A 12,792-nucleotide genomic window follows, 5' to 3' on the forward strand; every position below is an offset into this window, starting at 1 on the left:
TATCAATGTGTTGAGGCTCAGGCGTGTGTTTTGCTCGGGGCTGCGGCAGCCTGTTGCTTCTGTCACTGGCGCTCGCCATGGCTGTTATCTGGCGGCACCGGGAGAACATTGAGCGTTTGCGGATTAGGTAAGTGCTCGTGATATGCGCGGAGTGAGGGGCCAGATGGACGCTTTAGTTCCGCTACGTGTCCATTTTGGCAGATGCTGCGCCTTGCACGAATGACGGATTCTATCTGATGGCAATGTGTGTATCTTCACCCGAGATTTCTAAAAAACCTCTTTTCAGAACAGGGAAATACTGATGATAGAAGGCAGCAAACGCGTGCCCTGGATTCTCGCGTTGGGAATGTTTGTGATAGGCACGACGTCGCTCAGCATTTTGGGCTTGGGACCAGCGCTGACGCGCGATCTGGCCGTAGACCCGTCTGACGCCGGATGGCTTGTGACGGCATTTGCGGCAACTTTTGCTTTGGCCGCACCCATCGCGCAATTCACCCTCGGACGGCGCTTCAAGCCTGGAGCGCTTATCCTCGCAGGAGCGAGCATTCTCGCAGCCTCACTAATCTGGTCAGCGATGGCGACCTCGTTCAGCACGCTTCTCTATGCACGCATAGCATCAGCATTTGGTGGTGCTCTCATTGCTCCTACCAGCGCGGCGCTTGCCATCTCTCTGGTACCCGTTGATCGTCGAGGCTCGGTTTTAGCCACTGTCTTTGCGGGATTTACCCTCGCAACCGTCGGAGGAGTGCCGATTGCGACCTGGCTCACGCTAATGCTTGGATGGCGAGGTGCCATTTGGGGCATAGGTTTAGCCGCGATCCTCTTTGTCGTATTGGCCGCTGTTTTCATGCCCCGTGACACCGGTATAGCAAGTCCCGGAAATAGAGAGGCGCTAGACGACGTGAAGATCATTGCTCCTGCAATTCTGCTTTTGGGAACGGTGGGAATGCTATCAACGCAGTTTGCGATCTATGCCCTGATGGGGGAACTCCTGGGACAGCAGTTTGGAGTCAGCGATAGCGGACTTCCAATCGCAATTCTTCTTTTTGGGGTTCTTGGTGTCGCGGGAAATGCAGTGGCTGGGGCGCTATCAGATCGAGTTGGGCCCGGTCCACTGGTTTGGGTGAGTTTTGCAGGTCTTGCTGCGTCTCTTTCGCTGATGCTTATCGATCTTACGCCATATCTAGCAGCAGCAGCACTAGCAGGATGCGCTTTCATGGGCACTCTGTTTGCAACGCCCCAACAAAGCCGTCTTGTGGGTTTGGTTTCCAGCGAACATCACGGTTTCATACTCGCATTGAATTCGTCCGCAAGTTACCTTGGCATTGCGTTTGGTTCAGGAATAGCTAGCTCGCTAGCAATCAATTTGGGACTTTGGGCGCTGCCATTAGGTGCGTTGGCTCTGCTCATGGCGACAGTCGCAGCGAATATTGCATTTGGCTCCATAAAGAAATGAGAACACTTCAAGCCGAGAGCTTGTTTGATGATCCACACGAAAGCGGACATCGGTGCAAATGCAACACATTGGCGCTTTGTCCACAAGAAGCCACCACCAACGTCCCCCTACTCCGCCGCCTCTCTGCGTTCTTCTTCCTCGGGCTGCGGGCGCATGGTGGCGATCAGTTCGGCAACCTTGATGCCAAACTTGCGCATCTCTGAGCGGTTCATGATCACGCCGCTTTCGGTCATATAGAGCCAGTCCGTCACGTTCAGGCTGTGACCGCCCGCTTCCTCGGTGAGCACGATGGTGTAATCCATGCGGATGGTGGCGCCGGAGACCTTGCCTTTGGCCACGCCAATGATGTCATCAGCGGTGGCGGTGAAGGTGGTGTCATCCACGATTGTAAGGTTCCACTGGCGGTTTTGCTGTTTGCCGTTGGAGTAGGTGAAGGCTTCTTTCAGGGTGCCGGTGTCGCCGTCCCAGCTGCCTTCCATACGGGCCACAAAACTGTTGGCCACACGTCCGTTGGGGCCGTAGATCAGCCCTTCTGACAGGATGGGGCCGTTCAGGTGCTCTTTGAGCGAGATGAAAGGGCCGAGTTCGGCATAGTCAGAGGGCTCTTGAGAGCGGAAGCTGAACAGCCGGCCTTTGAGATAGACCACGCCAAGGGTCAGCCCCAATGCCAAAATCAACAATACAGTCAGTAGTTTCATCACTCTGCCTCCTCGGCAGGAAGGGCCAGCACCATCGCCAGCGCCACAAGTTTCAACACACAGGGCACCACCGCATATGCGATGTTGAGCGCGCTCAGGGCCTCGGGCGTGTTGGTCTCTCCGGGCACAAACCCGTTGGTTTGCAGCGCTGGCAAAACCAGAAACGCCGCGAGAGCCAGTGCCAGTTTTCCGGCAAAAGACCATATCCCGAAGGCCAAAGACGCGCTCAAACGTGCCTTTGTGAGAGATACGGAGAAGAGCGCCGGAAGGATCACCATATCCGCACCCAATGCCGCGCCGGAGGCCACACAGATGAGGGCAAAGCCCGCCAGATTGCCTGCTGACAGAAAGGCTGCGCCAACAAAGCCGCCGATGGCCAGGGGCATGGCGATCAGCAGCGTTTTGCGCCCGCCCAGACGCGCAGCGACACGTGCCCAGAGCGGCACGCTGAGCCCGGCGCTGAGGAAGAAGAGCACCAAGAGCGGCCCGGCGGCATTGGCGAGCTGCAGGCGGTCTTCGACAAAGAACAGGAAGAGCGTTGAGGTGATGGCAACCGGCAGGCTGTTGACCAGCGCGAGCAGGATCAGCCGGGTGGCGCCTGCCTGTGTCAAATCCGCCAGCGAAAAGCGCGCGCCTTGGATCACCGGACGTTGCCAGATCGGCCGTGTGAGCAGCCCGACCAACAGCGCAGCCACCCCAAGCGTCAAGCCAAAGGCCCCGTAGCCAGAACCGGCCGCGCCCATGGCGACCAAAAGCGTTGGTAGCAGCGCGGCCATGATCACGCCCGCGAGCATCCCTGCCTCCCGCCACGCGGCAATGCGCATCAGTTCGGGCGGTGTCGGCGTAAGTGCGAGGGTGGCGCTGCGGCCGTAGAGCAGGATCATGCCGAGGCTATAGGCCGAAAACAGCAGCACCAAGACCGCCGCAAGTGCGCCCATACCGCCCTGCGCCAGCGCCTCTGCGCGGGTGAACAGCAACGGGAAGCCTACGGACAGCCCGCCGACAGCCAGCAGCGCGAAGCCAAGTTGAAACCGCGGGAAGCGGTCTATGGCCCAGCCAATCAGCGGGTCCTGCACCAGATCAACCAAACGGATCGCCAGCAGAAGACCACCAAGCGTGGCCAGACCTATGCCAAGTTCCACCGAGGCATAGCGCGGCAAATGGATATAGAGCGGAATGCCTGCGGCGGCCAGAATCAACGCATAAAGACTGACGCGCGGATAGAGGCCGCGCGTTTGCTCTATGACTGCCGCTTCAGACATTGGGTTTATGCGCTGTCACGCAGCAGAACAGCATTGGCGGCGCGTTCGGCCTCACCAACCTGTGCTGCCGCCGCACCGGCGTTTTGCACGGCTTCCTGCTGGGCGCTCAGCTGCGCCACCACACGCATGGCGCTGTCGATGCCGTCTTCATGGAAGCCATGGCGGTTATAGGCGCCTGCAAACCAGGTGCGGTTGTGGCCCTGCAGTTCACGGATTTCGCGCTGTGCCACAAGAGCCGCTTTGTCAAACACCGGATGCGCAAAGCTCACGTCATCATAGATGGCGCCCTCAGCGATCTCCTGCGTCGGGTTGAGCGTCACAAACAGAGGGTCCTTGGTGTCGATGTTTTGCAGCCGGTTCATCCAGTAGGTCACACCAATCGCCCCGTTCTGAGACCGGTAGGCCCAGCTTGACCAGCATTTGCGGTTCTTTGGCATCAGTGCCGGATCGCGGTGCAGCACGGCGCGGTTGGGCTGATAGCGAATAGCGCTGAGCGCCTTGCGCTCGGCTGCGGTGGCGTCTTTGCCAAGAATGCGCAGCGCCTGATCAGAGTGGCAAGCCAGAATGATCTCATCAAAACTCTGCGCTTCACTGCCGGCTGCCTTGACCGTTACGCCCGGCACTCCACGCTCGGCGTTCAGCCCGCGGATCACATGCTCCACGGGGGCGTTCAGCCGAATGGTACAGCCGCGTGTGACCAGCGCGGCCTCCAGCCGTTTGACATATTCGATGCTGCCGCCATCCACCGTGTACCACTGGTGTTGTTTGTTGCCCGCCAGCAGTGCGTGGTTCTTGAAGAACTGCACCAGCGAGCGCGCCGGGAACTGATCCACTTCGGCAATCGGTGTGGACCAGATCGCGCCGCACATCGGCATGAGGTAATACTCGCGGAACCACTGGCCGAGCTTCAGCTCATCCACAAGCTCACCGATGGTTTTGTCGTCGTCCTGCGCGGCGGCCTCTGCGCGTTTGCCAAAGCGGAGAATGTCCGCGATCATTCCGTAGAACTTGGGCCGCAGCAGATTGCGCTTTTGCGCGGCAATCGCCCCCAAGGAGTTCAGGCCATACTCCAGCCAGCCATTGTCGATGCTGGCCCCAAAACTCATTTCGCTTTTGGCAACCGGCACGTTCAGCTCATCAAACAGGCGGGTCAGATGGGGATAGGTGGCGTAGTTGAATACGATGAACCCTGTGTCCACCGGCTGATCACCGTTCAGACCCGCGAGCACTGTACGGGCGTGGCCGCCCAGACGCCCTTCGGCCTCAAAAATGGTGACATCATGCTGCTCCGACAAAGCATAGGCCGCAGAGAGGCCTGAGATACCGGCCCCGACAATGGCAATCTTGCGGCGTGCATTCATCGACTGATCGAACATGAAACCCTCATTTATTGATCGTTTGAAAGCAGATACGCGGCGAACTAAACCTTGGTTCACTCTCAATGACATGCAAAACTCGCTCAACAGCGCGGGCGCTTTAAAAGGTCAGAAAACCCTGACCTGTGTGATCTGTGACGCAGGCAAAAGCGTAAAGGGACCATGACGATAGAGCACATACAGGGCCACACCACACATGCCCGCAGAGGACAGCTGAAAAACGCCTTTCGCTATGGCGTGGATTTTGTCCTGACCGACCTTTCTGAGCGCCGCAAGCCTGCCCTCCTGTCGCGCAACCGCTTTAACCTCTGGTCGATCTGGGATCGTCACCATGGAGGGACGCGTGGCGCGGGTGATGGGGTCGATTGGTTCAAACATGTGCTCCGCGACCGTGGCTTTCCGGTAGAGAACGCGCGGCTGGTGCTGCTCACACAGCCAAGCTTTCTGTGGTTTCACTTCAATCCGGTCAGTTTCTGGATTGCCTTGATCGACGATCAGCCCTGCGCCTTTGTGGCTGAGGTGAACAACACCTTTGGGGACCGGCACTGTTATTTCTGTGCCCATGACGATTTCCGCCCAATTGCGGCCTCAGACCAGATGCATGCCCAGAAACTCATGCATGTGTCCCCGTTCCAGAAGATCGAAGGCGGCTACCGCTTCAATTTCGGGTTCAGTGCGGACGCGCTGAACATCCGCATTGCCTATGAAAACGGGGATCAGGGTGTGATTGCCACGCTCTTTGGCCCGCGCAAACCCGCAAGCAACGCAAGCCTGCTTTGGGCGGCTGTGCGCCGGCCCCTTGGTGCGGCGCGGGTGGTCGCTCTGATCCATTGGCAGGCTGCGATCCTGTGGGCAAAACGCGCGCCATTCCTGAAGAAACAACCCGCGCCCGAAGCCCTCTTGTCAGACAATATCCCCGCCCCGGCGCAGAACCAATGAGCGCGTTTTCCGGCAAAACTTTCTGGCTCATCGGGGCCAGTGAAGGCTTGGGCCGCGCATTGGCCGAGAAGCTGAGCGGCGAAGGCACGCATTTGATTGTGTCAGCGCGCAATGGTGAAAGACTTGCGTCACTGGCGGCAAAGCTGCCCAATACGCGGGTGCTGATGCTGGACGTCACAGATGGCAAGGCGGTGAAAGCGGCCGCCAAATCCGTGGGTGAGATTGACGGGGTGATCTACAACGCAGGCGCCTATGAGCCGATGGCGGCCACCCAATGGGAGACTGACAGCGCGCTGACCGTGGCCGATGTCAACTTCATGGGCGCGATGCGTGTCTTGGGCGCGCTCATGCCCGGGTTCACCGCGCGGGGTGCGGGCGACATCACGCTTGTCGGCTCCCTCGCGGGCTATCGCGGGCTGCCCAATGCCATCGGCTATGGGGCCAGCAAAGCCGCCTTGGTGAGCCTTGCGGAAACCATGCGCCACGACCTCAAGAGCACTGGCATCACGGTGCGATTGGTCAATCCGGGCTTCATCAAGACACGCCTGACCGACAAGAATGCGTTCAAGATGCCCATGCTGATGACACCGGATGCGGCCGCAGATCATATCTTGCGAGCAATGACATCGCGCCGCTTCCGCACCGATTTTCCAAGGCCGTTTTCCTGGGTGATCCGCTTGCTGCAATATCTACCGGATTGGCTGATTTATCGCGGGAAGTGAAAGGCGTTTACAGCAGCGCCACTTTTACGACAGAAGGGCACACAACACTCCCCTTCTGCGGCGCTTTCGATGACCATTGCCTTTGCCTTTCTCCCCATTCTTCTGACCCTGCTGTGCGGCTATGTGCTGGCGGTGACCGGCACCATCTCCAAAGAGGGCTGGAAGGGTATTGAGACGCTGAGCTTCCGGCTGCTCATTCCCGCGGTGCTTATACATTCGATTGCGAAATCAGACCTGTCGCTTGATCAGATCAGCGGCATGCTGGGCGCGGTGATTGCCACGCTTTGTCTGGCGACACTTGCCGTGTTTCTTTATCGCCATTTGCGCGGTGAGGCGCGCCTGCCAAACCCCGATTTCACCACGTTGGTCCAGACGACAACCCGCTGGAACGCCTTCATTGCATTGGCCGCAGCGGAGTTGTCTTTGGGAGGGGAGATGCTGGTGTTGATTGCGGCGGGCATGGCGGTGCTGATCCCGTTGATCAACATCGGCAACATCATTGTTCTGGCCCATTACGGCAGCGCGGTTGCTTCGATCCGGTCTGTGAGCGTGCAGGTGGCCAAGAACCCGCTTGTGCAGGGCTGTGTCATCGGGCTTGCGATCAACCTGACCGACATTTCATTGCCAGACACGGTGCTTCAGACGCTTGATATTATTGGCCGCGCCGCCATTGGCATTGGCGTTCTGACCGTGGGGGCCGCGCTGTCTGCAAAACGGCTGATGCATGTGTCAGGCGATGTTATTGCAGGTGTCGCTCTGCGGCTGGTGCTGTGCCCAGCGCTGTTTTTGGGATGTGCGCAGGTGATGCAACTCAGCAGCTTTGAGACATTGTCAGGCGTGTTTATCCTGACGGTGCCCCCCGCCACCAATGGCTACATTATTGCCAAACAGATGGGGGGGAATGCCGATCTCTATGCGGATATCCTGTCCTGGCAGACGATCCTGTCGCTGATCGTCCTGCCACTGCTGGCAGGGGTGATCATCGGAGGATGAACTGGTGCGTCAAATCCGGAAGATCGGCTGCAACATGCGCGGCACGAAGGCGTTGAACTTCAGCCTGGCATCCGTCGCGGCAAGGCAGATGCAGGCATCTCCGGCTCCGGCTATCGGCGTATGCTCCAGCGTTTCATCCGCGACTTCCACATCGCCAACCCCGAAAAAGCCGGTCTCATCGGTGAAGCTGCCTTGCAGCACCAGTGTCAGCTCCAACCCGTTGTGGCCGTGATCGGGCACCGCCTGTCCCGGCGGAATATAGAGCAGACGCACGCTGCCGTGCTTGTCTTCGGCGAGAATATCCTGGCGCACACCCATGCCAAGTTTCTTCCACCGAGGCTCACGCCCTTTGAGCGCCTCAACAACTGGACCCGGATAGGGGCCGCTGCGCGCATAGACGGGGGCCTCTGGAATAGGATCATCCAGAAGGCTCAGCAGGTCGGCTTTCATGGACGCTGATACGGCGACCGCGCCGCTGTCTTCGACCACAACACCGCCCACAGCTTCATGGGCTTCGACCACAGCACGGCACTCCGCGCAAATCGATATATGGGTGGCCACGACAAGGGAGAAGGCGTGCGGCAGGTTGCCCGCCGCGTAAGCCGCCAACATGGGCTCTGGGATATGATGGCTGATGGCTGTCATTCACTCAGGTCTTTCAATTCGTGTCTCAGACGCTGCAATCCAAGGCGGATGCGCGATTTGATAGTACCAAGCGGCAAGCCCGTTTTTGTGCTGATCTCCTGATGGGTCAGCTCCCCAAGATAGGCCTGCTCAATCACCTCCCGCTGTTCAGGCCGCAGCTTTTGCAAAGCGGCCCGCAGCTGTCCCGTTTCTTGCTCGATGGCCAGGATCTGGCTGGCGTCCGGCTCCGCATCAGGTTCTTCCTTCAGCGCCTCCGGCATCGGGCGGTTTTCTTTGCGCGCCACGTCGATCTGACGGTTGCGCACGATCTGGTAGACCCAAGCGGACACCTGAGCACGATGCGGATCAAACATATGGGCCTTGCGCCACAACGTCAGCATCACATCCTGCACAATCTCTTCGGCCTGCGCCGCAGAGGTGCCATTGCGCATCACAAAGCCCTTCAAACGCGGGGCAAAGTGATCAAACAGCCGCGAAAATGCGGCTTTGTCGCGGTGATCGCGCACAGCGATCATCCACTGAGTCTCTTGTGAGGGCTCCGCTCTGGCTTGCGTCACGCGCTGCCTTTCCTTTGGTCGCGTTACCGGGACTTTCGCCCGATTGCGGGAAATATCAAGTGTTGCACTCACCATATCCCCAATACGCGGGGGCTTAAAAGACGGATCACCCCCGTGGTGGATTTTTTCTGGCGTCTTTTCAGCGCGATGCTTCAGATATGGCCGGTTTCTTCCAGAACGCGCCGCGCCACGCGGAAACACTCCAGCGATTGCGGCACGCCGCAATAGATCCCGATCACATGAATGATGGAGCGCACCTCCTCTGCCGACACGCCATTGGTAAGCGCGCCGCGCAGATGAATTTCCCATTCGGTCATTTTGCCAAGGGCCGCGATCATCGACAGGTTCATCATCGAGCGGGTCTTGGCGTCAATGGTGTCATCGCCCCAGCCAAAGCCCCAGCACCATGCGGTCATGGCCTCCTGAAATGGGCGGTTGAAATCATCTGCGCCGTCCAGCGTCTTTTCAACATACTCGGCCCCCAGCGTCGCCTTGCGCGCGGCCAGACCTTTTTCAAACATCTCTTTGTCCAAACTCATCCTCTGCCCTTTCCTCCAAATTTCCCGCGAAAATGCGCGGTGCTTTTTGAATAGCGGGCGACAGGCGGATTCCCCAAACGCTTTGTTTCGCTGAGGCGGAACCACGGGGTTTCCCTCGCAAATCCGAGGGATTATGCTATCAATTTACTGACGTAACGCTGATATGATTGGTCAAATCCATGGAAAAACGCCCTATCGTCTCCTCCCGTCACCTCGCTGAGGGGGATGGCTGGGAAGCCTCAGAGGTCGAGTACGGGATGATCATCGCCTACAACGCTTTTTCGCGCTGGATGACGCGGTGTATGGCGGCGGCGGGACATCCTGAGATGACCCCGCTGGAGATTCTGGCGCTGCACAACGTCAATCACCGCGACAAGGACAAGCGGCTGACAGACATCTGCTTTCTGCTCAACATTGAGGACAGCCATACGGTCAATTATGCGCTGAAGAAGCTCTTGAAGCTTGGGCTGATCCAATCGGAGAAACGCGGCAAAGAGGTATTTTACAGCACCTCAGCCGAGGGCAAAGACGTCTGTGAGGCCTACCGCGTGGTGCGCAATCGGTGCTTTATCGACGGGTTGCCACGGCTGGATATTTCCGGCGAAGAGATGCGCGAGATTGCGGCCTCACTGCGGTCGCTGTCCGGGCAGTATGATCAGGCCAGCCGGGCGGCTGCCTCGCTTTGATTGAGCGAAGCGGCCGTAGGTTTAGCGGCTCATCAGCTCAGGCAGGTAGGTCACGATTTGTGGAAAGACACAGATCAGCAGCACACCCAGCAGCAAGAGCAGGAAGAACGGGAAGGCCGCTTTGGCGATGCGCAGGATGTCGAGCCGGGTCATGCCTTGGATGACAAAGAGGTTGAAGCCCACTGGCGGTGTGATCTGGCTCATCTCCACCACGATCACCAGATAGATGCCAAACCACAGCGGGTCGATGCCCACAGCAGAAATCATCGGCATGATGATGGAGGTGGTGAGTACCACCACGCTGATACCATCCAGAAAACAGCCGAGCACGATGAAGAAGAGCGTCAGCGCCACTAACAAGGCGGGCACGGAGAGCTCCATCGCGCCAATCCAAGCCGCCAGATTGCGCGGCAGGCCGGTGAAGCCCATGGCCACGGAAAGATAGGCGGCACCCAGAAGGATAAAGGCGATCATGCAGCTGGTGCGGGTGGCAGACAGCAGCGCCTCCATGAAGAGTTTCACGCTGAAGCTGCCGGAGGCCCAAGCCAGCACTGTGGCCAGCACCACGCCCAGCGCGGCTGCGTCTGTTGGCGAGGCAAGCCCAGTGTAGATCGAGCCGATCACGCCGATGATCAGCAGGGCCACGGGGATGAGATTACGCGAGGCGGCGAGTTTTTCACGCAGCGGGAAATCCCGCACCTCTTGTGGGATCAGGGCCGGGTTCATCCACGCACGCACAGCGACGTAGCCGGCAAAAAGCGCGATCAGCATAAAGCCCGGCAAGATGCCCGCCACAAAGAGGCGCGCGATGGATTGCTCGGTCGCCACGCCGTAGACGATCAGGATGATGGAGGGCGGGATCAACAGCCCCAAGGTGGCGGAGCCTGCGAGCGTGCCGATGATCAGGCTTTCAGGATAGCCGCGTTTGGTGAGTTCGGGCACAGACATGCGGCCGATGGTGGCGGCGGTGGCCGCGCTTGAGCCCGAGACGGCGGCAAAGATCGCGCAGCCAAAGACGTTCACATGCAAAAGCCGCCCCGGCGCGCGGGTGAGCCATGGGGCAAGGCCTGAGAACATATCTTGGCTCAAGCGGCTGCGCAGCAGGATCTCCCCCATCAGGATAAACAGCGGCAGAGCGGTGAGCGCCCAGCTGTGGGAGTGCCCCCAAAGCGTGGTGGCAAGCACCAGTCCGGCGGGGGCGTTGGAAAAGGCGGTCATCGCCACCAGCGCCACAACGCCCAGCGCCATAGCTACCCAGAGCCCAGCGGCGAGGCAAACCAGCATCAGCCCCAAAAGGATCGCGGCAATCATTGGATCGGCCATGTCACATCTCCTCCGCGGCGTGCAGCACCGGCTTGCGGGTTGCCATGAGTTCCACCAAGGACTGCACAAGCGCAAGAAACAGCAGACCGATGCCAAAGGTCATCACGCCTTGGGGCAGATAGAGCGGCACCGGAATGATGCCGTTGGAAACATCCCCGTAATGCAGGCTTTCCATCACCAGCGCGCCACTGAAATAAAGCGCATAGCCGACAAAGCCGATGGCCACCAAAAGCGTGATCGCTTCAAGCGTGACAATCGCGCGGCGCCCCATACGCTGCACAAACAGCGTCACCCGGATGTGGCCGCCTGAGCGCAGGGTGTAGGCCATGGCCAGAAAGGTGGCCCCCGCCAGCATGAAGCCCGCGAAATCCGCATAAGAGGGAATGGTGGAAGGCAGCACACCGGGCATCACGCGCCCCATGCCATTGAGTACAATCTGCGCACTGGCCAGAAGGCAGATCGCCAAGATCAGCATGGCGCTGAGATATCCGGCGGCCCGGTAAATTCCGTCCAAAGCTCTGCTCACGCCCTGCCCTCCTGTATGGTCTGGTCTTGTTCGCCACATATGAAAACCGGCGATGACAAGCACCGCCGGTTCGCTATGGGGCTTACTTGCTGGAATAATCCGCCAGCGCCGCTTTGGCGGCGTCGGAAGCGTTTGCGTTCCAGTTTTCGAGCATCTTGGCACCGATGCCCTGCAGGCCTTCGACCAGAGCCGGGCTTGGCTCATAGACGGTGATGCCATTGGCGGCGAGTTCGGCGGTTTTGGCGTCGGCCTCAGCGGCGGACATTTCCCAGCCGCGGGCTTCGGCCGTGTCTGCTGCGGCCAGAACCGCGGCCTGCACGTCCGCATCCAGACGGTCAAACACACGCTTGTTCACCACTACGATGTTCTTTGGCACCCAGGCGTTGATCGGGCTGTAGTGGCTCACAAAATCCCAAGCGGTGGAGTTCACGCCGGTGGAGGGTGAGGTGATCATCGCAGCAACTTGACCGGTGGTGAAGGCTTGCGGAATGTCGGACGCCTCAACCTGCACAGGCGCGGCACCGGCGAGGGTGGCGAACTCTTCCAATGCGGCGTTATAGGCGCGGAAGCGCAGGCCGTTCAGATCCTCAACGGTGGCGATTTCGCCATTGGTATAAAGACCCTGTGCAGGCCATGGCACGGAGAAGAGCGGCATCAGGCCCTGCTCTGCCAGAAGCTCGGTCACAACCGGCTCTTGCGCTTCCCAAAGGGCGCGCGCGTCATCATAGCTGGTGGCGACAAACGGCTGGCTGTCCAGACCATAGGCCAGATCTTCGTTGGACAGACGCGACAGGAAAAACTCACCCAGTGGGACCTGACGCGAGCGCACGGCATTTTTGATTTCCGCGTGCGGGATCAGCGAGCCTGCGGAGTGGATGGTGATGTCCAGCCCGCCGTCGGTGGCGGCGCGCACATCATCGGCAAACTGCATGATGTTCTGTGTGTGGAATGTGCTGTCGCCATATGGTGTCGGCATATCCCAGCCTTCGGCGTGGACCATTGTGGCACAGGCCATGGCGGCGGCGGCAAATGTGATTTTGCGCATTGTTTTGGTGCTCCCTGTTTTTGCA

14 protein-coding genes are annotated in these 12,792 nt (G+C 59.2%); 5 read left to right on the top strand and 9 right to left on the bottom strand.

The window, feature by feature from the left end; genetic code table 11:
• Positions 1-301: 301 nt before the first annotated feature.
• Positions 302-1,456, top strand: coding sequence for an MFS transporter (locus ACO07T_RS00005; RefSeq protein WP_422047710.1), 1,155 nt, complete (start codon positions 302-304; stop codon positions 1,454-1,456).
• Positions 1,457-1,563: 107 nt separating this feature from the next.
• Here ACO07T_RS00005 and ACO07T_RS00010 read toward each other — a convergent pair whose 3' ends face one another.
• Genes ACO07T_RS00010 through ACO07T_RS00020 form a run of 3 tightly spaced genes read right to left on the bottom strand, consistent with a single transcriptional unit; the run spans position 1,564 to position 4,792 of the window.
• Entirely contained in the window at positions 1,564-2,154 is a 591-nt protein-coding gene (locus ACO07T_RS00010; RefSeq protein WP_422047711.1) for a DUF3833 domain-containing protein, read from the bottom strand.
• Positions 2,154-3,416, bottom strand: a complete 1,263-nt coding sequence (locus ACO07T_RS00015; protein ID WP_422047712.1) for an MFS transporter — start codon at positions 3,414-3,416, stop codon at positions 2,154-2,156. Before ACO07T_RS00015 ends, ACO07T_RS00010 begins: the two co-directional genes overlap by 1 nt.
• Positions 3,417-3,421: 5 nt before the next feature.
• Positions 3,422-4,792 carry an NAD(P)/FAD-dependent oxidoreductase gene (locus tag ACO07T_RS00020; RefSeq protein WP_422047713.1) on the bottom strand — a complete coding sequence of 457 codons (1,371 nt, stop codon included), beginning with the start codon at positions 4,790-4,792 and terminating at the stop codon, positions 3,422-3,424.
• A gap of 162 nt (positions 4,793-4,954) precedes the next feature.
• Between ACO07T_RS00020 and ACO07T_RS00025 the strand changes: the two genes are divergently transcribed.
• The 3 genes from ACO07T_RS00025 to ACO07T_RS00035 all read left to right on the top strand — a co-directional run bounded on the left by ACO07T_RS00025 (position 4,955) and on the right by ACO07T_RS00035 (position 7,446).
• Positions 4,955-5,731, top strand: coding sequence for a DUF1365 domain-containing protein (locus tag ACO07T_RS00025; protein WP_422047714.1), 777 nt, complete (start codon positions 4,955-4,957; stop codon positions 5,729-5,731).
• Positions 5,728-6,453 carry an SDR family NAD(P)-dependent oxidoreductase gene (locus ACO07T_RS00030; RefSeq protein ID WP_422047715.1) on the top strand — a complete coding sequence of 242 codons (726 nt, stop codon included), beginning with the start codon at positions 5,728-5,730 and terminating at the stop codon, positions 6,451-6,453. The genes ACO07T_RS00025 and ACO07T_RS00030 overlap by 4 nt, the downstream gene beginning before the upstream one ends.
• 69 nt (positions 6,454-6,522) lie before the next feature.
• Positions 6,523-7,446: an AEC family transporter gene (locus ACO07T_RS00035; protein ID WP_422047716.1), complete on the top strand. Its 924-nt coding sequence runs from the start codon at positions 6,523-6,525 to the stop codon at positions 7,444-7,446.
• Between the two features lie 9 nt (positions 7,447-7,455).
• Here the strand turns inward: ACO07T_RS00035 and ACO07T_RS00040 are convergent, their stop codons facing one another.
• The 3 genes from ACO07T_RS00040 to ACO07T_RS00050 form a co-directional block, all read right to left on the bottom strand.
• Positions 7,456-8,091, bottom strand: coding sequence for a ChrR family anti-sigma-E factor (locus ACO07T_RS00040; protein WP_209061645.1), 636 nt, complete (start codon positions 8,089-8,091; stop codon positions 7,456-7,458).
• A complete protein-coding gene (locus ACO07T_RS00045; RefSeq protein ID WP_209062073.1) occupies positions 8,088-8,606 on the bottom strand; it encodes a sigma-70 family RNA polymerase sigma factor in 519 nt (172 codons plus the stop codon). The genes ACO07T_RS00040 and ACO07T_RS00045 overlap by 4 nt, the downstream gene beginning before the upstream one ends.
• A gap of 194 nt (positions 8,607-8,800) precedes the next feature.
• On the bottom strand, positions 8,801-9,187 hold the full coding sequence (locus ACO07T_RS00050) for a carboxymuconolactone decarboxylase family protein (protein ID WP_422047717.1): 387 nt from the start codon (positions 9,185-9,187) through the stop codon (positions 8,801-8,803).
• A gap of 179 nt (positions 9,188-9,366) precedes the next feature.
• On the opposite strand from ACO07T_RS00050, the gene ACO07T_RS00055 reads away from it, so the two are divergent.
• Entirely contained in the window at positions 9,367-9,873 is a 507-nt protein-coding gene (locus ACO07T_RS00055; RefSeq protein WP_209061649.1) for a winged helix DNA-binding protein, read from the top strand.
• 21 nt (positions 9,874-9,894) lie between these two features.
• Here the strand turns inward: ACO07T_RS00055 and ACO07T_RS00060 are convergent, their stop codons facing one another.
• From ACO07T_RS00060 to ACO07T_RS00070, 3 genes are all read right to left on the bottom strand, one after another.
• Positions 9,895-11,196, bottom strand: coding sequence for a TRAP transporter large permease (locus ACO07T_RS00060; RefSeq protein ID WP_422047718.1), 1,302 nt, complete (start codon positions 11,194-11,196; stop codon positions 9,895-9,897).
• 1 nt (position 11,197) lies between these two features.
• The gene (locus tag ACO07T_RS00065; protein ID WP_422047719.1) at positions 11,198-11,722 is read right to left on the bottom strand and encodes a TRAP transporter small permease subunit; all 525 of its coding nucleotides are present in this window, start codon (positions 11,720-11,722) and stop codon (positions 11,198-11,200) included.
• A gap of 82 nt (positions 11,723-11,804) precedes the next feature.
• Entirely contained in the window at positions 11,805-12,767 is a 963-nt protein-coding gene (locus tag ACO07T_RS00070) for a TRAP transporter substrate-binding protein (RefSeq protein WP_422047720.1), read from the bottom strand.
• Between the last annotated feature and the right edge of the window lie 25 nt (positions 12,768-12,792).

This window comes from Shimia sp. (assembly GCF_965227725.1).
Taxonomy (GTDB): domain Bacteria; phylum Pseudomonadota; class Alphaproteobacteria; order Rhodobacterales; family Rhodobacteraceae; genus Shimia.

Excerpts from the sequence above, each read along its gene's own strand:
- ACO07T_RS00030 (WP_422047715.1), top strand. The coding sequence starts at position 5,728 with ATGAGCGCGTTTTCCGGCAAAACTTTCTGGCTCATCGGGGCCAGTGAA.
- ACO07T_RS00045 (WP_209062073.1), bottom strand. The coding sequence starts at position 8,606 with ATGATCGCTGTGCGCGATCACCGCGACAAAGCCGCATTTTCGCGGCTG.
- ACO07T_RS00055 (WP_209061649.1), top strand. The coding sequence starts at position 9,367 with ATGGAAAAACGCCCTATCGTCTCCTCCCGTCACCTCGCTGAGGGGGAT.
- ACO07T_RS00050 (WP_422047717.1), bottom strand. The coding sequence starts at position 9,187 with ATGAGTTTGGACAAAGAGATGTTTGAAAAAGGTCTGGCCGCGCGCAAG.
- ACO07T_RS00005 (WP_422047710.1), top strand. The coding sequence starts at position 302 with ATGATAGAAGGCAGCAAACGCGTGCCCTGGATTCTCGCGTTGGGAATG.
- ACO07T_RS00020 (WP_422047713.1), bottom strand. The coding sequence starts at position 4,792 with ATGTTCGATCAGTCGATGAATGCACGCCGCAAGATTGCCATTGTCGGG.
- ACO07T_RS00060 (WP_422047718.1), bottom strand. The coding sequence starts at position 11,196 with ATGGCCGATCCAATGATTGCCGCGATCCTTTTGGGGCTGATGCTGGTT.
- ACO07T_RS00010 (WP_422047711.1), bottom strand. The coding sequence starts at position 2,154 with ATGAAACTACTGACTGTATTGTTGATTTTGGCATTGGGGCTGACCCTT.
- ACO07T_RS00040 (WP_209061645.1), bottom strand. The coding sequence starts at position 8,091 with ATGACAGCCATCAGCCATCATATCCCAGAGCCCATGTTGGCGGCTTAC.
- ACO07T_RS00015 (WP_422047712.1), bottom strand. The coding sequence starts at position 3,416 with ATGTCTGAAGCGGCAGTCATAGAGCAAACGCGCGGCCTCTATCCGCGC.
- ACO07T_RS00070 (WP_422047720.1), bottom strand. The coding sequence starts at position 12,767 with ATGCGCAAAATCACATTTGCCGCCGCCGCCATGGCCTGTGCCACAATG.
- ACO07T_RS00035 (WP_422047716.1), top strand. The coding sequence starts at position 6,523 with ATGACCATTGCCTTTGCCTTTCTCCCCATTCTTCTGACCCTGCTGTGC.
- ACO07T_RS00025 (WP_422047714.1), top strand. The coding sequence starts at position 4,955 with ATGACGATAGAGCACATACAGGGCCACACCACACATGCCCGCAGAGGA.